Below are 17,865 nucleotides of genomic sequence, written 5' to 3' on the forward strand. Positions count from 1 at the left end.
TCTGAAAGCTTTTGCTAGAGGGTTATTTGTGTATTTGTTATTTCAAAAAAGAGATAATGAAGATTTTAATCTATAGAGGTATGTGCATACATTATTATAGTTGGAGGGAAAGAATAAATGTCTACAAAATGGGAAAAATTAGAAGGTAACGTTGGCGTTTTAACAATCGAAGTTGATGCTAAAGAAGTAAACAACTCTATCGACGCTGCGTTCAAAAAAGTAGTAAAAACAATTAACGTACCAGGTTTCCGTAAAGGAAAAATGCCTCGTCCATTATTCGAACAACGCTTTGGTATTGAATCTTTATACCAAGATGCTTTAGATATCATTTTACCAAAAGCATACGGTGAAGCGATTGAAGAAGCTGGTATCTTCCCAGTTGATCATCCTGAAATCGACATCGAGAAGTTCGAAAAAAATGCTAACCTTATCTTCACTGCAAAAGTTACAGTGAAACCTGAAGTTAAATTAGGTGAGTACAAAGGTTTAGCAGTAGAAAAAGTTGAAACAACTGTAACTGACGAAGATGTAGAGAACGAATTAAAATCTTTACAAGAGCGTCAAGCTGAACTAGTTGTTAAAGAAGAAGGAACTGTTGAAAACGGTGATACAGCTGTAATCGACTTCGAAGGTTTCGTTGATGGCGAAGCATTTGAAGGCGGAAAAGGCGAAAACTACTCTCTAGCAATCGGTTCTGGTACATTCATCCCAGGTTTCGAAGAGCAAGTAATCGGTCTTAAATCTGGTGAGTCTAAAGACGTTGAAGTATCATTCCCAGAAGAGTACCATGCTGCTGAATTAGCTGGCAAACCAGCAACATTCAAAGTAACAATTCACGAAATCAAAACAAAAGAACTTCCTGAGTTAAACGACGAGTTCGCTAAAGAAGCAGACGAAGCGGTTGCAACTCTTGATGAATTAAAAGCAAAACTTCGCACAAACTTAGAAGAAGGCAAAAAGCACGAAGCTGAGCACAAAGTACGTGACGAAGTAGTAGAATTAGCTGCTGCTAACGCTGAAATCGAAATTCCAGAAGCTATGATCAACACTGAGTTAGATCGTATGGTTCGTGAATTCGAGCAACGTTTAAGCCAACAAGGTATGAACCTTGAGCTTTACTACCAATTCACAGGTACTGACGCTGACAAATTAAAAGAGCAAATGAAAGAAGATGCACAAAAACGTGTAAGAATCAATCTTGTTCTTGAAGCTATCATTGAAGCTGAAAACATCGAGGTTACTGAAGAAGAAGTAACTGCAGAAGTTGAAAAAATGGCTGAAATGTACGGTATGCCAGTAGACGCTATCAAGCAAGCTCTTGGAAGTGTAGACGCTTTAGCTGAAGATCTTAAAGTGCGTAAAGCTGTAGACTTCTTAGTAGAAAACGCTGCATAATAAAATAACAAGGCACGATTTTAATCGTGCCTTGTTTTATAAATATAGAAATATATTTATAAAACTTTTCGATGGAGAAGGAAATGTTCCTTTACAAGTCGAATATACATATTTCAAAAGTTTTAAAATTTTTTTATTTGTACATAACTAGTCATATTATTTGTATTTCTCGCCACGTAGTGACATAATATGTATTTACATACGATACATTTATCGTGTACATACGAAGGCAAGAGGTTAGCACTTTGTAAGGGGTGTGAAAATATGTTTAAATTTAATGATGAAAAAGGGCAATTAAAATGTTCTTTCTGTGGTAAAACACAAACGCAAGTTCGAAAGTTAGTGGCAGGTCCAGGTGTTTACATTTGTGACGAGTGTATCGAACTTTGTACTGAAATTGTACAAGAGGAGCTTGCGAAGGACGAAGAAGTAGAATTCAAAGATGTACCGAAACCGGTAGAAATTCGTGAAATCTTAGATGAGTATGTCATCGGGCAAGATAGCGCGAAAAAAGCACTAGCGGTAGCGGTATATAATCATTACAAACGCATTAATTCTAACAGCAAAATTGATGATGTAGAATTAGCGAAGAGTAATATCGCACTTATCGGGCCAACAGGTAGTGGTAAAACATTACTGGCACAAACGTTAGCGCGTATTTTAAATGTTCCATTTGCAATCGCGGACGCAACATCTTTAACAGAAGCTGGATATGTTGGGGAAGATGTAGAAAATATCTTACTAAAATTAATTCAAGCAGCTGATTATGATGTAGAGAAAGCGGAAAAAGGAATCATTTATATTGATGAGATTGATAAAGTGGCACGTAAGTCCGAAAATCCATCAATTACACGTGATGTATCTGGTGAAGGTGTGCAGCAGGCACTTCTGAAAATTTTAGAAGGTACTGTAGCAAGCGTTCCACCTCAAGGTGGTCGTAAGCATCCGCACCAAGAGTTCATTCAAATTGATACAACGAACATCTTATTCATTTGTGGTGGAGCGTTTGATGGCATTGAGCCGATTATTAAACGTCGCCTTGGTGAGAAAGTAATTGGATTTGGTTCTGAGAAGAAAAATGCTGATGTAAATGAGAAGCATGTTTTATCTCACGTATTACCAGAGGATCTTTTAAGATTTGGTTTAATTCCAGAGTTTATCGGTCGTCTTCCAGTTATTGCGAACCTAGAGCCACTTGATGAAGATGCTCTTGTTGATATTTTAACGAAACCGAAAAATGCACTTGTTAAGCAATTCCAAAAACTATTGGAGCTTGACGATGTTGAGTTAGAGTTTGAAGAAGGTGCACTAATCGAAATTGCGAAAAAAGCAATTGAACGTAAAACGGGTGCTCGTGGACTTCGTTCTATTATTGAAGGCTTAATGCTTGATGTAATGTTCGAACTTCCATCTCGTAAAGATATCGAGAAGTGTATTCTTACAAAAGAAACAGTAGCTGATAATGAACCGCCAAAATTGGTGTTACAAGACGGTACTGTACTTGATACAAAAACATCTGCATAATGCGAAAGGGAAACAGCAATTTTTATAATTGCTGTTTTTCTTTATGTTTAGCTACGTTCCTCCGCGGAAATACTAAGAGATAAAATATTGCGGGAGGAAATAAATAATGAGCTGGACAAATATATTTTTAGTTGTTCAACTTGTTTTTGGTGTAATTGTCGGATTATATTTCTGGCATTTACTTCGAAATCAACGAACACAAAAAGTTTCAATTGATCGAGAATCGAAAAAAGAATTAGAACAGCTTCGTAAAATGCGTGAGATTTCTTTAACAGAGCCGCTAGCAGAAAAGGTGCGTCCTACAACCTTTTTAGATATTGTAGGGCAAGAGGACGGGATTAAGTCGTTAAAAGCGGCTCTTTGTGGTCCGAATCCGCAACATGTAATCATATATGGCCCGCCAGGTGTTGGGAAAACAGCGGCAGCACGTCTTGTATTAGAAGAAGCGAAACGAAATCCTAAATCTCCATTTCGTACGAATGCAACATTTATTGAACTTGATGCGACGACAGCTCGGTTTGATGAACGTGGTATCGCAGACCCTTTAATTGGTTCGGTGCATGATCCGATTTATCAAGGTGCTGGGGCGATGGGACAAGCAGGTATTCCGCAACCGAAAAAAGGTGCTGTAACAGATGCGCATGGTGGTATTTTGTTTATTGATGAGATTGGCGAACTCCATCCGATTCAAATGAACAAAATGTTAAAGGTGTTAGAAGATCGAAAAGTATTTTTAGAAAGTGCGTACTATAGTGAAGAAAATACGATGATCCCAACATATATACATGATATTTTCCAAAAAGGCTTACCGGCAGATTTTCGCTTAGTTGGAGCAACGACACGTTCGCCAGAGGAAATTCCTCCTGCTATTCGGTCACGTTGCTTAGAAGTATTTTTCCGTGAATTAGATACGGAAGAAATTCAAAAAGTAGCGAAAAATGCCGCGGAAAAAGTAGAAATGCAAATAGGCGAAAATGGTATTGAAATGATTGGGATGTATGCAAGAAATGGACGAGAAGCGATTAATCTCGTGCAAATCTCTGCTGGTATGGCGATAAATGAAGAACGTTCTTTCATTAAAGATGAAGATATAGAGTGGGTTGTTCACTCAAGTCAGCTTACACCGAAATACGAAAAGCACATTTATCCGATTCCAAGGATTGGTCTTGTAAATGGTCTTGCTGTATACGGACCAAATACAGGTGCGTTATTAGAAATTGAAGTAACAGCAATTCCGGCGAAAGATAAAGGGTCGGTAAATGTTACCGGAATTGTAGAAGAAGAAAGTATTGGTAGTCAAACGAAATCGATTCGCCGTAAAAGTATGGCAAAAGGCTCTGTTGATAATGTATTAACAGTACTTCGTTCTTTAGATGTGTTGCCAGAAGGATACGATATACATATTAATTTTCCAGGTGGTATCCCAATTGATGGACCTTCTGCAGGAATCGCTATGGCAACAGGTGTATATTCTGCGGTGCATCGCACATATGTAAATAATGAAGTAGCGATGACAGGTGAAATAAGTATACACGGAGAAGTAAAGCCTATTGGTGGCGTGTACGCAAAAATAAAAGCTGCGAAAAAAGCGGGAGCTAAGAAAGTCATTATTCCTGCTGAAAATATGCAACCATTTTTGTATACTATAAAGGGAATCGAAATTATTCCTGTCCGTAAGTTAAAAGAAGTATTTGAGTTAACATTTATGCAAGAAAATGCGCATAGAGAGCTAGATGTACATACTAACGTAGACGAAACAGATGCACAATCTATGTAAAAATAAACAATAATAAAATTTGCCAGACTTCGTTTAAGTTTGTATGCTTAATCGGAGTCTTTTTTCTTTTCGTGAGGTAGAAAAATAAGCTATTTATAATTGCGAGGAATCTCAGCAATTGCATCTAGGTGTATTGTAATATAAAATAGTTGAACAGGAGTTTAATTTATTATGGAGGTGCTATGTCTAGTATGAATACGAACGAAAGAATCGTGCCCCTCCTACCATTAAGAGGCGTTCTCGTATATCCAACGATGGTTTTGCATCTTGATGTAGGACGTGATAAATCGATACAAGCACTAGAGCAGGCGGCAATGGATGAAAATATCATCTTTTTAGCAATGCAAAAAGAAATGAATATCGATGATCCGAAAGAAGATGACATATATAGTGTAGGTACAGTGGCGAAAGTCAAGCAAATGTTAAAATTGCCGAACGGTACGCTTCGTGTCCTTGTGGAAGGTTTACATAGAGCAGAAGTAATAGAGTTTATCGAAGAAGAAAATATAGTACAAGTGTCTATTAAAACGGTAACTGAAGAAGTAGAAGATGATTTAGAAGAGAAAGCTCTTATGCGTACGTTACTGGAGCATTTCGAACAATATATTAAAGTTTCGAAAAAAGTTTCAAATGAAACATTTGCAACGGTAGCTGATGTAGAAGAACCAGGGAGATTAGCTGATCTAATTGCTTCTCACTTGCCGATTAAAACGAAGCAGAAACAAGAGATTCTAGAGATTGTATCTGTAAAAGAACGATTACATACACTTATTTCAATTATTCAAGATGAACAAGAGTTACTTAGCCTAGAAAAGAAGATTGGACAAAAAGTGAAACGTTCAATGGAGCGCACGCAAAAAGAATATTTCTTACGTGAGCAAATGAAGGCGATTCAAACTGAACTTGGCGACAAAGAAGGTAAGGGCGGAGAAGTAGAAGAACTTCGTGAAAAAATTGAACAGTCAGGAATGCCTGAAGAAACAATGAAGGCTGCGCTGAAAGAATTAGATCGTTATGAAAAGTTACCAGCAAGTTCTGCGGAGAGTGGTGTTATTCGCAATTATATTGATTGGTTATTAGCGCTTCCGTGGACAGAGGCAACAGAAGATATAATTGATCTTGCTCATTCAGAAGAGATTTTAAATAACGATCATTACGGTCTTGAAAAAGTGAAAGAGCGTGTACTTGAATATTTAGCTGTACAGAAGTTAACGAATTCATTAAAAGGACCTATCCTTTGTTTAGTAGGCCCTCCTGGGGTCGGCAAAACTTCGTTAGCGCGTTCAATTGCAACATCATTGAATCGTAAATTTGTCCGTGCATCTCTTGGTGGTGTGCGTGATGAATCTGAAATTCGTGGTCACCGCCGTACATATGTTGGAGCAATGCCAGGACGCATTATTCAAGGTATGAAAAAGGCGAAAACAGTTAATCCAGTCTTCTTATTAGATGAGATTGATAAAATGTCTAACGATTTCCGTGGAGATCCATCAGCGGCATTACTTGAAGTATTAGATCCAGAACAAAACCATAACTTCAGTGATCATTACATTGAAGAACCATATGATCTATCGAAAGTTATGTTTGTAGCAACCGCTAATACACTTTCAAGTATTCCAGGTCCATTACTTGACCGTATGGAAATCATTTCGATTGCTGGCTATACAGAACTTGAAAAAGTACACATTGCTCGTGAGCATTTATTGCCGAAACAATTAAAAGAGCATGGCTTACGAAAAGGTAATTTACAAGTGCGTGATGAGGCGCTTCTTGAAATTATTCGTTATTATACACGTGAGGCTGGTGTTCGTACGCTAGAACGCCAAATTGCAAAAGTTTGCCGTAAAGTAGCGAAAATTATCGTTACAGCAGAACGTAAACGTATCGTTGTGACAGAGAAAAAGATTGTTGATTTACTTGGTAAACACATATTCCGTTATGGGCAAGCTGAAAAAACAGACCAAGTTGGTATGGCAACAGGTCTAGCTTACACAGCAGCAGGCGGCGATACACTTGCAATTGAAGTTTCTGTAGCGCCAGGAAAAGGGAAACTAATTTTAACGGGGAAACTTGGGGATGTTATGAAAGAATCAGCACAAGCTGCGTTTAGTTATATACGCTCTCGTGCAGAAGAGCTTCAGATTGACCCGAATTTCCATGAGAAAAATGATATTCATATTCATGTTCCAGAAGGAGCAGTTCCAAAAGATGGACCGTCAGCAGGTATTACGATGGCAACGGCACTTATTTCTGCACTAACAGGTATTCCTGTAAGTAAAGAAGTAGGTATGACAGGTGAAATTACACTTCGTGGTCGTGTATTACCAATTGGTGGCTTAAAAGAAAAAACATTAAGTGCTCACCGCGCAGGCTTAACAAAAATTATTTTGCCAGCAGAAAACGAGAAAGATTTAGATGATATTCCAGAGAGCGTAAAAGAAAACCTTACGTTTGTGCTTGCATCTCATTTAGATGAAGTATTGGAGCACGCATTAGTAGGAGTGAAACAATGAAAGTAACAAAAGCAGATATTGTAATTAGTGCTGTTAAACCAGAACAATATCCAGACAGTGATTTACCAGAAATTGCATTAGCAGGTCGTTCAAATGTCGGGAAGTCTTCCTTTATTAATAAAATTTTAAATCGTAAAAAGTTAGTGCGTATTTCTTCTAAACCAGGAAAAACGCAAACACTGAACTTTTTCTTAATCAATGAGATGATGCATTTTGTTGACGTTCCAGGTTATGGATATGCGAAAGTGTCTAAATCGGAGCGCGCGGCATGGGGGAAAATGATTGAAACGTACTTTACAACGCGTAAGCAATTAGACGCAGCTGTATTAGTAGTTGATTTACGTCACCAACCAACAAGTGATGACGTGATGATGTATGATTTCTTAAAGCATTATGAAATCCCAACAATTATTATTGCGACGAAAGCCGATAAAATCCCGAAAGGGAAATGGCAAAAGCATTTAAAAGTTGTAAAAGAAACGCTTGCTGTTGAAATTGGCGATGAAATCGTTCTATTCTCTTCTGAAACAGGACTTGGAAAAGAAGAAGCGTGGAAGGCAATTCATAAAATGACAAAAACAAAAAACGCGTGACGAATGTCGCGCGTTTTTTTATTTACTACATTTTTTATTTTACGTTTAATGTAACCTCGATATTTCCTCTCGTTGCTTTCGAATATGGACATACACCGTGAGCCGCTTCTACAAGTTCTTTTGCTTCGCTATGTGAAACGCCAGCGACATGTACATCAAGCACGGCAGATAGGCCAAAACCACCATCTGTATCTTTTCCGATAGAAACGTGAGCGGTTACTTCTGTACTTTCTACTTTCATACGTTTTGTACGAATGACAAGTTGTAATGCACTATCAAAACAAGCTGCATAACCAGCTGCAAATAGTTGTTCTGGATTTGTTGCTTCTCCGCCTGCACCACCTAGTGCTTTCGGCATTTTTACATCAAGATTTAATATGCCATCATCTGAAACTACTTTCCCATTTCTTCCACCTGTTGCTGTTACTGAAGCAGTATATAATTTATCCATATTTATTCCCCTTTTCCATCATTAATTGTTTTCATTGTTTCAATTAGTTTATTTAGCTCAATTAATAAAGAGCGATATTCTTGCTCTGTAATTCCTAAATTTGTAGCCATCGTTGTCGGTAATGAACAAGCCTTTTCCTTTAAATCTTTGCCTTGTTCTGTTAATTCAATACAAACTTTTCGCTCGTCTTCTTTGGAACGAACACGTTTTACAAGTTTTAATGATTCCATTCGTTTTAACATAGGTGTTAACGTACCGGAATCTAAAAATAGACGTTCTCCAATTTCTTTTACTGTTAGTCCATCTTGCTCCCATAGTACGAGTAAAGTAATGTACTGGGGATACGTAATACCCATCTCTTCTAAATAAGGTCGATAAAAACGAGTAACCTCTCTAGAACAGGCATAAATAGAAAAACAAAGTTGGTTATCTAGATGCAAAGAGTCCTCTGTCATACATAACTCCCTTCTAATTAAGTTGTGCACAATTTAATTTTGTAAAATCAATATAACGAAAAAGAAATAAAATGTCAAATACATTGTATTGAGAAAGTGTTTGCTACATTTTGGAACAATCATACATATTTTCCTTCATGATGAAAGAAGATAGGAAAGATGATGTTATAATTTATATGGAATAGTTTCCATCACTTGATTATGAGGACTTTTTTTGGTAACGTACAAATAGAGTTATTAATTTATAATCATTATAAAGTAGAAGATTTTTTTATTAGTTTACTGAATCTCCTTTATTACATACGGAGAATAATTAAAAAATAATCGGTTGTTCACACGATTGTCAGATTCATAAGAGGAAAGTTGTATTATGATAGTAGATAAAGTGATAAAACGGGTGAAGGGGGACATGCTGCGTGCATATTCTTGTTGTTAGTGTAAATTATCGAACAGCCCCTGTAGAATTTCGTGAGAAACTCACATTTCAGGCAGCAGAGCTAGAGCGAGCGATGACTACATTACAAAATCAAAAGAGCGTGTTAGAGAATGTCATTGTATCAACTTGTAATCGCACTGAGATTTATGCTGTTGTCGATCAATTACACACGGGACGGTATTATATTAAGAAGTTTTTAGCTGATTGGTTTCAGCTTGAAATAGAAGAAGTCGCGCCATATTTAACTATTTTTGAACAAGATGGTGCAATAGATCATTTATTCCGCGTAACGTGCGGTTTAGATTCGATGGTAGTCGGAGAAACGCAGATTTTAGGTCAAATAAAAGATAGCTTTTTAGAAGCGCAACAAGTTAAAGCAACAGGCACAATTTTTAATGAATTGTTTAAGCAAGTCATTACATTAGCAAAACGTGCCCACTCAGAAACAACAATCGGGGAAAGTGCAATGTCTGTTAGTTATGCTGCTGTTGAGCTTGGAAAGAAAATATTTGGCGAGTTAACAGATTGTCATGTGCTTATTCTTGGTGCTGGTAAAATGGGCGAACTTGCACTGCAAAACTTATATGGAAGTGGTGCTCGTAAAGTAACAGTTATGAATAGGACACTTTCGAAAGCAGAAGTAATGGCTGAGAAATATATGGGACATGCAAAATCGTTAAGCGAATTGCAATGTGCATTATTAGAAGCAGATATTTTAATTAGTTCAACTGGTGCATCTGAGTATGTCATTACGAAAGAGATGATGACAAAGGTGGAGAAAATGCGCTCTGGTCGCCCTTTATTTATGGTTGATATTGCAGTACCACGTGATATTGATCCAGCGATTGATGAGTTAGAAGGTTCTTTTTTATATGACATTGATGATCTGCAAGGAGTAGTGGAAGCAAATCGTGCTGAGCGTTTGAAAGAAGCGGAGAAAATTCAATTTATGATTGAAGAGGAAATTGTTCTATTTAAAACGTGGTTAAGTACACTTGGTGTTGTTCCATTAATATCAGCTCTTCGTGATAAGGCACTTGCAATCCAAAGTGAAACGATGGTAAGCCTAGAGCGAAAAATACCAAACCTTAGTGATCGTGAGAAAAAAGTCATTAGTAAGCATACGAAAAGTATTATTAATCAATTATTAAAAGACCCAATTTTAGTAGCGAAAGAAATAGCTGCTGAAGAGGGAGCGAGCGAAAAATTAGCGTTATTTGCGAAGATTTTCGATTTAGAAACGGAAGAAGTAGAGAGTCGTGCGGAAGAAGTAGAACATAAAAGAGTGTGGACACCATCCGTTCCATCTTTATAATTTGGAAGGATGATCGGATGAGTTTTTTAAATAACAGTATTATTTATCATATTGCAATTATTTTATATGCTTGTAGCATTAGTTTATATTTTATAGATTATTTCCAAAGTAACCGAAAGGCGAACCGATTTGCTTTTTGGTTACTTTCGATTGTATGGGTATTGCAGTCTATTTTTATGTTGCTTAGGGCGACAGATTCAGAAACGAACCCCATTTTAACTTTATTATCAGGGATTTATTTTTATGTTTGGTTATTGATTACGATGTCGTTAGTCATAAATCGATTTATGCGCGTTGACTTTTTAGTCTTCTTTACAAATGTTGTTGCATTTGGCGTAAGCGCTTTTTCTATTTTTACACCGCTCGGAAAGATGTCGCCAGTACTTGCAGAGCAATTAGTTTCAGAACTTGTATACGTGCATGTTGGAATGGCGATTATTTCTTATGCAACGTTTACGGTATCATTTATTTTTTCTATTATGTATTTACTGCAATATCGCCTATTAAAAAAGAAAAAGTGGAATGCGAGATTAAGAAGGTTAGGGAATTTACCGAAGCTTGAATCTACGTCTTACGGATTAAATTTATTTTCTGTTCCATTTTTCTTACTAGCAATTTTATTAGGATGTATATGGGGATATACAAAATTAGATAATTTTCATTGGTATGATACGAAAGTAATTGGTTCGTTTGTCGTTCTATTTGTATACTGTGCGGGCTTGTATTTAAGAGCGGCAGATGTATTGCAAGGGAAGAAAATTGTACTGTGGAATGTAGGGGCCTTTCTCGTAATGCTAGTTAACATTTTTTTATTAAGTAGTTTATCTAATTTCCACTTTTGGTATTTATAATGAGGAGAGAGAATTATGCGCAAAATTATTGTAGGGTCACGAAAGAGTAAGCTAGCATTAACACAAACAAACTGGTTTATTGATCAGTTAAAAGCACTTGGTTTACCATATGAATTTGAAGTGAAAGAAATTGTCACCAAAGGTGATGTGATTTTAGATGTTACTCTTTCAAAAGTAGGCGGAAAAGGTTTGTTCGTTAAAGAAATTGAGCATGCGTTACTTACGAAAGAAATCGATATGGCTGTACATAGTATGAAAGATATGCCAGCCGTACTTCCAGAAGGGTTAATGATTGGCTGTACACCAAAGCGTGTTGACCCTCGTGATGCTTTTATCTCAAAAAATGGAGCATCGTTTAAAGAGTTAGCGGAAGGTGCTATTTTAGGTACGAGTAGTTTAAGACGTAGTGCACAGCTACTCGCTGCGAGACCAGATTTACAAGTGAAGTGGATTCGCGGAAATATCGATACACGTTTACGTAAATTAAAAGAAGAGGATTACGATGCGATTATTTTAGCGACAGCTGGATTACAAAGAATGGGCTGGGATGATGAAGTTATTACAGAACATTTAGATGAAACGTTATGTGTACCTGCTGTAGGACAAGGTGCATTAGCGATTGAATGTCGTGAGGATGATAAGGATTTATTGCAGTTGTTAGCGCATATGAATGATGCGATAACAGAAAGAACAGTGGCAGCGGAGCGAGTATTTCTTCATAAACTTGAAGGTGGATGTCAAGTTCCAATCGCTGGATATGCAACCCTTAAAGAAAACGATACAATCGAATTAACAGCTCTTGTTGGCTCTATGGATGGCTCTGTTTTATTAAAAGAGACAGTAGTAGGTACTAATCCTGAGGAAGTAGGATTAGAAGCCGCGGGCCGTTTAATTAAACAAGGCGCCAAAGAACTCATTATTGCTGCAAATAAGGAGCAACAATAAATATGAACGCTCTCGCTGGAAAAACGGTATTGATTACACGTGCCCAGCATCAAGCGAAACAAATGAGTGTAGCAGTGAAAGAAAAGAGCGGAATTCCATTGGAAATTCCGCTTTTGCATATGGAAGGTATGTCTCATAGGCAAATTCAACATATTGAAGGGCAGCTACATTCGTATGACTGGGTTATTTTTACGAGCAGAAATGGTGTAGCTTTTTTTCTAGATAGTTTGAACAAGAAACTACCGCTAACCATTAAAATCGCTGCGGTAGGTGTGAAAACAAAATTAGAGTTAGAAAAAAGGGGCTATCAAGTTCATTTTGTTCCAACTTCATTTGTTGCAGAAGCATTTGCAGAAGAGTTTCTAAAAGAATTAAGTGGAAACGAACGTATTTTATTTCCGAAAGGGAATATAGCAAGAGAGGTAATTCCGGTTGCACTTCGGGAAATTGGTGTTTCTCTAGATGAGCTAATCGTATACGGTACGAAAGTGAATATAGAAAAAAAGCAAGAGCTTATAGCGGCATTGAAGTTAGGGAAAGTAGACATTATTACATTTACGAGCCCTTCAACTGTTACTAGTTTTGTTCGTTTACTTGAGGGTGCAAACTGGAGAGAATGGACAAAAAAATGTACAATTGCTTGTATAGGACCTATTACGGAAAAAGAGGCAAGTCGTTATTTTCCGTCTGTTATTGTGCCGAAAGAGTACACTGTAGAAGCATTACTACAATGTGTTTGTGAATCTATAAAATGAAAGAATGGGGATAGAAATCTATGAACTCTTTACAATTTAATCGTCATCGTCGTTTAAGACAAAGCGGTAGTATGCGTGCACTTGTGCGTGAAACGTTTTTACATACGGAAGATTTTATTTACCCTATTTTTGTATTAGAAGGTGAAAATGTTCGTAATGAAGTTCCTTCTATGCCAGGCGTATATCAAATGTCTTTAGATTTATTGCAAGCTGAAATGCAAGAAGTTGTTGATTTAGGTATTCGTTCTGTTATTGTATTTGGTTTACCTGCTGAAAAAGATGAAGTTGGATCATCAGCATATTGTGATCATGGAATTGTACAACGTGCTATTCAACAAATTAAAGGCGATTTCCCTGAGCTAGTAGTAGTTGCAGATACATGTTTATGTCAATTTACAAGTCATGGTCATTGCGGTGTAATTGAAGATGGTATTATTTTAAATGACGAGTCTCTTGCAGTTCTTGCGAAAACAGCTGTAAGTCAAGCGAAGGCAGGAGCGGACATTATTGCGCCATCAAACATGATGGACGGCTTCGTAACAGCAATTCGCCATGCATTAGATGAAAATGGTTTTGGACACGTGCCAGTTATGTCGTACGCTGTGAAATATTCATCAGCGTTTTATGGGCCCTTCCGTGATGCTGCGCACGGTGCGCCGCAATTTGGTGACCGTAAAACATATCAAATGGACCCAGCGAACCGTATGGAAGCATTCCGTGAAGCAGAATCAGATGTAATGGAAGGGGCTGATTTCTTAATTGTAAAGCCAGCTCTTTCTTACTTAGATATCATTCGTGATGTGAAAAATAACTTTAATTTACCAATCGTTGCTTACAACGTAAGTGGTGAATATTCAATGATTAAAGCGGCAGCGCAAAATGGTTGGATTAATGAAAAAGAAGTTGTGCTTGAAAAATTAATTAGCATGAAACGTGCAGGAGCAGACTTAATTATTACGTATCATGCGAAAGATGCAGCAAAATGGTTGCAAGAAGGAGGCGTTAAATAATGAAAAAGTTTGATAAGTCAATTGCAGCGTTTGAAGAGGCGCAAGATTTAATGCCTGGTGGCGTAAATAGCCCAGTTCGTGCCTTTAAGTCTGTTGGGATGAATCCGTTGTTTATGGAGCGTGGTAAAGGCTCTAAAGTATATGATATTGATGGAAATGAATACATCGACTACGTATTATCATGGGGGCCTTTAATTCATGGGCATGCAAATGATCGTGTTGTTGAAGCGTTAAAATCTGTTGCTGAAAGAGGTACAAGCTTCGGTGCACCGACAGAAATCGAAAATAAATTAGCGAAACTTGTTATTGAGCGTGTACCATCGATTGAAATTGTCCGCATGGTTAACTCTGGAACAGAAGCGACAATGAGTGCACTACGTTTAGCTCGTGGTTATACAGGCCGTAATAAAATCTTGAAATTCATCGGTTGTTACCACGGTCATGGTGATTCGTTATTAATTAAAGCTGGTTCTGGTGTGGCGACTCTAGGTTTACCAGATAGCCCTGGCGTACCAGAAGGTGTAGCGAAAAATACGATTACAGTAGCTTATAATGATTTAGAAAGTGTGAAATACGCTTTTGAACAATTCGGTGATGATATTGCTTGTGTAATTGTAGAACCAGTGGCAGGGAATATGGGTGTTGTTCCTCCGCAACCAGGATTTTTAGAGGGACTTCGTGAAGTAACAGAACAAAACGGTGCACTGCTTATTTTTGATGAAGTAATGACAGGATTCCGTGTTGCTTATAACTGTGGACAAGGTTACTACGGTGTAACACCTGATTTAACTTGTTTAGGTAAAGTAATCGGTGGTGGCTTACCAGTAGGAGCGTACGGTGGTAAAGCAGAAATTATGCGCCAAATTGCGCCAAGCGGACCGATTTATCAAGCTGGTACTTTATCAGGTAACCCACTTGCAATGGCAGCAGGTTATGAAACGTTAGTACAGTTAACGCCAGAATCGTATGTAGAATTTGAGCGTAAAGCTGAAATGTTAGAAGCTGGATTACGTAAAGCAGCTGAAAAACATGGCATTCCACATCATATTAATCGTGCAGGTTCTATGATTGGTATTTTCTTTACAGATGAGCCCGTTATTAATTACGATGCAGCAAAATCTTCAAACTTAGAGTTCTTTGCGGCTTACTATCGTGAAATGGTAGAACAAGGTGTATTCTTGCCACCATCTCAATTCGAAGGTTTATTCTTATCGACAGCACATAGTGACGCAGATATTGAGGCGACAATTGCAGCGGCTGAAATTGCAATGTCAAAATTAAAATAATGTATTAGAGAAAAATCGCTCTCCATAAGGGGAGCGATTTTTTTTATTCATAAAGTAAGCTTTCCCTACATAAATCTGTAATGACATATAGTTTGGGAGGGGGAAAAGAAGTGGCTGCAGATCATTCGTTACGATTTTCATTAAAAGAATCTGTTTGGTTCCAAAAGGGACAGGAAGTCGATGAACTTTTGTCAATTTCGTTAGATCCAGACGTTGAGATAGAAGAGCTTGATCATGAAGTAATCGTGAGAGGGCAATTAGATTTAACGGGAGAGTATGTTGCAAGGCAAGATGATTCGGCGTATTCACTAAGAGAACTATCGCCAGCAAAGTCAATTGATTATGTAGAAACAAGGGAAGATGGGGTTAATGAACTTGTTCATTCCTTTCCGCTTGAAATATCAATTCCGAGAAATCGCGTGAAAGTAATTGAAGAACTATATGTATCAATTGAGGAATTTGATTATGAATTAAAGGAAAATGGTTGCTTACAATTATTAGCGGATATATCTATTACTGGTTTATGTGATGAAGAGAGAAGCGAGGATGAAGAAGAAACGGTGTATGCTGATTTAGAAGAAGATTCAGCGCAAGAGGATGAGAATAGACCGGCGCCCCATGTAGAAGAACCAACATACAAGGAATCAGATGAGTGGGAAGATTACGCATTTGAACCGTTCCAATTAGAGGAAAGAAAAGAGCAGGAATTAGAAGAAGAGAAAATAGAAGAACATGAATTTGTGGAACGTGAAGAGGAGCAAGAAACAACGCCGCAATTTGAATTGTTCGGACGAAAAGATTTCAAGAAAGAAAAAGCGAAAAAGCAGGAAGAACAAGAAGAAGAGTACTCACAGCGAGATGAAAATGCGCTTTATTTAACAAAACTATTTACGAAAGAACCGGAAGAGGAATTTACAAAGTTAAGAATGTATTTCGTACAAGAAGGGGATACAATTGAATCTATTGCAGACCGTTATGAAACATCGGTACAAAATTTGTACCGTGTCAATCAAACAGAAGATATATTTTTAAATACGGGGCAAATTATTTATATTCCCGTTTCAAGAGTAAAGGCGAAATAAAGAAGTGAGTGTTTTCACTCACTTCTTTTCTTAGAAGTTATGTTTTGAATAGAAAGGGTTATTCGTATGGATATTGAATTGCGAAATCACTATGAACCTATCGTGAGGCAATATAGATTGGATACGCAGCATATGGAAGAGCACGGAAATGTAATGAAAATTTATACGAATCAAGGTCCATATGCACTTAAGAAAATAGAAGGCAGAAAGTTAGAGCGGAATAACTTTCTGCATCATATTCAATATTTGAAGGAGAAAGGTTTTTCAAATTATGTACCTATATACCATGCGACGGATGGAAATTATATTTTAAGTGACGGGACGTATAATTATTATTTAATGCCTTGGTTAGAACGTGCAGAAGGAAATGGTGAGGACAATGATCAATACCATAAAATGTTTCAGACACTCGGAACGTTGCATCAAAAAACTGTGAAGGAAGAAACGTATACGGAAGAAGATTTAGAAAAACATTATACAACTATATCCAATCGCTGGGAAAATGATGGTGAGATGTTAGAAGAGTTTCTCGTAGAATCTGAATCAAAATGGTATATGTCCCCGCTTGAATTGCAATATTGTACGTACTATCATCATGTAATGAGAGCGCGTGAATTTGCAACGAAGCAATTAAATGAGTGGAACGATGCGATGAAAGAAAAAGATAAAACGCGTATTACTTTTGTACATGGTAACGTGTCACTTAATCATTTTTTATTTGACTATGAGCGGAATGGCTATTTTATTAGTTTGGAAAAATCGAAGTTTGCAACGCCTGTGCAAGATATAGTAGGTTTTTATTCACGGTCTTTAAACACATATCCGATCGCAAGAAGTGATCGGTTTGAATGGTTTCAAATGTATCAAAAAAATTTTCCGTTTACGAAAGAAGAGCAACTTCTCATGTTTGCTTATATGACGTACCCATCACAATTTATTCGACAAATCGGTTCGTATAGAAAAAGAAAAGATAATCGCAACGAGGAAAATGAATTGCTGGAAGTAAAGAGTTTGCAACAATCGCATTGGCTCGTTAGCAATATAGAATATTTCCTATCACAATTACAAGCTGCCCAGCAAGGGAACGGGTAAAGTAAAACTTTAATCAGCGGGGCTCCCGCCTAACTTCTTTGCTTCAGCTGAATTTTGATGTAGGGATCTTACTGCCCGCAAATAGCGAGATAAAGAAGATAAGTAGAGAATGCTACTTATCTTTTTTGTGCGCCTGAAAATTCATAGACTTAAATTTATCTTGACGAATAAGGTTTCGTTTTTTACACTATTGTATATAATAATTAACAATCATATAAATGCCTTGAAGGGGAAGAGTATAACATGAAACGTCTTCAGAGAGGAGAATCATTAGCTGGGAGATTCTCTAGATAGTTATGTTAGAAGGTAGCCCTGGAGCATCTTTTCTGAACGGAATAGTTCTTATTAGGAAAAGACGGATTTGTCCGTTATCAAATTAAGAGTA

15 protein-coding genes and 1 other annotated feature (1 of these 16 running past the window's edge) are annotated in these 17,865 nt (G+C 37.3%); of the genes, 13 read left to right on the forward strand and 2 right to left on the reverse strand.

The window, feature by feature from the left end:
- Nucleotides 1-117 precede the first annotated feature (117 nt).
- The 5 genes from tig (at nucleotide 118) to ysxC (ending at nucleotide 7,802) form a co-directional block, all read left to right on the forward strand.
- Nucleotides 118-1,395: a trigger factor gene (gene tig / locus CN409_RS20685; RefSeq protein ID WP_000105215.1), complete on the forward strand. Its 1,278-nt coding sequence runs from the start codon at nucleotides 118-120 to the stop codon at nucleotides 1,393-1,395.
- Between the two features lie 264 nt (nucleotides 1,396-1,659).
- The gene (gene clpX, locus CN409_RS20690; protein WP_000472289.1) at nucleotides 1,660-2,919 is read left to right on the forward strand and encodes an ATP-dependent protease ATP-binding subunit ClpX; all 1,260 of its coding nucleotides are present in this window, start codon (nucleotides 1,660-1,662) and stop codon (nucleotides 2,917-2,919) included.
- A gap of 106 nt (nucleotides 2,920-3,025) precedes the next feature.
- The gene (gene lonB / locus CN409_RS20695) at nucleotides 3,026-4,696 is read left to right on the forward strand and encodes an ATP-dependent protease LonB (protein ID WP_000119171.1); all 1,671 of its coding nucleotides are present in this window, start codon (nucleotides 3,026-3,028) and stop codon (nucleotides 4,694-4,696) included.
- 182 nt (nucleotides 4,697-4,878) lie between these two features.
- Nucleotides 4,879-7,209 (forward strand): endopeptidase La, encoded by a 2,331-nt coding sequence (gene lon / locus CN409_RS20700; RefSeq protein WP_000097281.1) that lies wholly within the window; start codon nucleotides 4,879-4,881, stop codon nucleotides 7,207-7,209.
- Nucleotides 7,206-7,802, forward strand: coding sequence for a ribosome biogenesis GTP-binding protein YsxC (gene ysxC, locus CN409_RS20705; RefSeq protein ID WP_000869118.1), 597 nt, complete (start codon nucleotides 7,206-7,208; stop codon nucleotides 7,800-7,802). Before lon ends, ysxC begins: the two co-directional genes overlap by 4 nt.
- Nucleotides 7,803-7,836: 34 nt before the next feature.
- Here ysxC and CN409_RS20710 read toward each other — a convergent pair whose 3' ends face one another.
- Together CN409_RS20710 and CN409_RS20715 are read right to left on the reverse strand one after the other, a co-directional pair.
- Nucleotides 7,837-8,253: an organic hydroperoxide resistance protein gene (locus tag CN409_RS20710; RefSeq protein WP_097825881.1), complete on the reverse strand. Its 417-nt coding sequence runs from the start codon at nucleotides 8,251-8,253 to the stop codon at nucleotides 7,837-7,839.
- A 2-nt stretch (nucleotides 8,254-8,255) separates the two neighbouring features.
- Entirely contained in the window at nucleotides 8,256-8,708 is a 453-nt protein-coding gene (locus tag CN409_RS20715; protein WP_000133913.1) for a MarR family winged helix-turn-helix transcriptional regulator, read from the reverse strand.
- Nucleotides 8,709-9,124: 416 nt separating this feature from the next.
- Between CN409_RS20715 and hemA the strand changes: the two genes are divergently transcribed.
- The 8 genes from hemA to ysxE all read left to right on the forward strand — a co-directional run bounded on the left by hemA (nucleotide 9,125) and on the right by ysxE (nucleotide 17,480).
- A complete protein-coding gene (gene hemA, locus CN409_RS20720; RefSeq protein WP_000547868.1) occupies nucleotides 9,125-10,459 on the forward strand; it encodes a glutamyl-tRNA reductase in 1,335 nt (444 codons plus the stop codon).
- A gap of 17 nt (nucleotides 10,460-10,476) precedes the next feature.
- Entirely contained in the window at nucleotides 10,477-11,310 is an 834-nt protein-coding gene (locus CN409_RS20725) for a cytochrome c biogenesis protein (RefSeq protein ID WP_000009002.1), read from the forward strand.
- 15 nt (nucleotides 11,311-11,325) lie between these two features.
- A complete protein-coding gene (hemC, locus tag CN409_RS20730) occupies nucleotides 11,326-12,255 on the forward strand; it encodes a hydroxymethylbilane synthase (protein WP_097825882.1) in 930 nt (309 codons plus the stop codon).
- Nucleotides 12,256-12,257: 2 nt separating this feature from the next.
- A complete protein-coding gene (gene hemD / locus CN409_RS20735) occupies nucleotides 12,258-13,010 on the forward strand; it encodes a uroporphyrinogen-III synthase (RefSeq protein WP_000992324.1) in 753 nt (250 codons plus the stop codon).
- A gap of 20 nt (nucleotides 13,011-13,030) precedes the next feature.
- The gene (gene hemB / locus CN409_RS20740) at nucleotides 13,031-14,020 is read left to right on the forward strand and encodes a porphobilinogen synthase (RefSeq protein ID WP_001087080.1); all 990 of its coding nucleotides are present in this window, start codon (nucleotides 13,031-13,033) and stop codon (nucleotides 14,018-14,020) included.
- Complete coding sequence (gene hemL, locus CN409_RS20745; protein ID WP_000712938.1) at nucleotides 14,020-15,306, forward strand: glutamate-1-semialdehyde 2,1-aminomutase; 1,287 nt, start codon at nucleotides 14,020-14,022, stop codon at nucleotides 15,304-15,306. The genes hemB and hemL overlap by 1 nt, the downstream gene beginning before the upstream one ends.
- Nucleotides 15,307-15,416: 110 nt before the next feature.
- Nucleotides 15,417-16,388, forward strand: coding sequence for a stage VI sporulation protein D (gene spoVID, locus CN409_RS20750; protein WP_000718528.1), 972 nt, complete (start codon nucleotides 15,417-15,419; stop codon nucleotides 16,386-16,388).
- A gap of 66 nt (nucleotides 16,389-16,454) precedes the next feature.
- Entirely contained in the window at nucleotides 16,455-17,480 is a 1,026-nt protein-coding gene (ysxE, locus tag CN409_RS20755) for a spore coat protein YsxE (protein WP_000350652.1), read from the forward strand.
- A 214-nt stretch (nucleotides 17,481-17,694) separates the two neighbouring features.
- Nucleotides 17,695-17,865 (forward strand) — a binding site (T-box leader) (it continues 61 nt past the right edge of the window).

Origin of the sequence: Bacillus sp. AFS012607 (assembly GCF_002558005.1) — a bacterium.
Lineage (GTDB): Bacteria > Bacillota > Bacilli > Bacillales > Bacillaceae_G > Bacillus_A > Bacillus_A thuringiensis_S.

Excerpts from the sequence above, each read along its gene's own strand:
- hemC (WP_097825882.1), top strand. The coding sequence starts at position 11,326 with ATGCGCAAAATTATTGTAGGGTCACGAAAGAGTAAGCTAGCATTAACA.
- CN409_RS20710 (WP_097825881.1), bottom strand. The coding sequence starts at position 8,253 with ATGGATAAATTATATACTGCTTCAGTAACAGCAACAGGTGGAAGAAAT.
- ysxC (WP_000869118.1), top strand. The coding sequence starts at position 7,206 with ATGAAAGTAACAAAAGCAGATATTGTAATTAGTGCTGTTAAACCAGAA.
- lon (WP_000097281.1), top strand. The coding sequence starts at position 4,879 with ATGTCTAGTATGAATACGAACGAAAGAATCGTGCCCCTCCTACCATTA.
- ysxE (WP_000350652.1), top strand. The coding sequence starts at position 16,455 with ATGGATATTGAATTGCGAAATCACTATGAACCTATCGTGAGGCAATAT.
- CN409_RS20715 (WP_000133913.1), bottom strand. The coding sequence starts at position 8,708 with ATGACAGAGGACTCTTTGCATCTAGATAACCAACTTTGTTTTTCTATT.
- hemL (WP_000712938.1), top strand. The coding sequence starts at position 14,020 with ATGAAAAAGTTTGATAAGTCAATTGCAGCGTTTGAAGAGGCGCAAGAT.
- CN409_RS20725 (WP_000009002.1), top strand. The coding sequence starts at position 10,477 with ATGAGTTTTTTAAATAACAGTATTATTTATCATATTGCAATTATTTTA.
- hemD (WP_000992324.1), top strand. The coding sequence starts at position 12,258 with ATGAACGCTCTCGCTGGAAAAACGGTATTGATTACACGTGCCCAGCAT.
- clpX (WP_000472289.1), top strand. The coding sequence starts at position 1,660 with ATGTTTAAATTTAATGATGAAAAAGGGCAATTAAAATGTTCTTTCTGT.
- tig (WP_000105215.1), top strand. The coding sequence starts at position 118 with ATGTCTACAAAATGGGAAAAATTAGAAGGTAACGTTGGCGTTTTAACA.
- hemB (WP_001087080.1), top strand. The coding sequence starts at position 13,031 with ATGAACTCTTTACAATTTAATCGTCATCGTCGTTTAAGACAAAGCGGT.
- lonB (WP_000119171.1), top strand. The coding sequence starts at position 3,026 with ATGAGCTGGACAAATATATTTTTAGTTGTTCAACTTGTTTTTGGTGTA.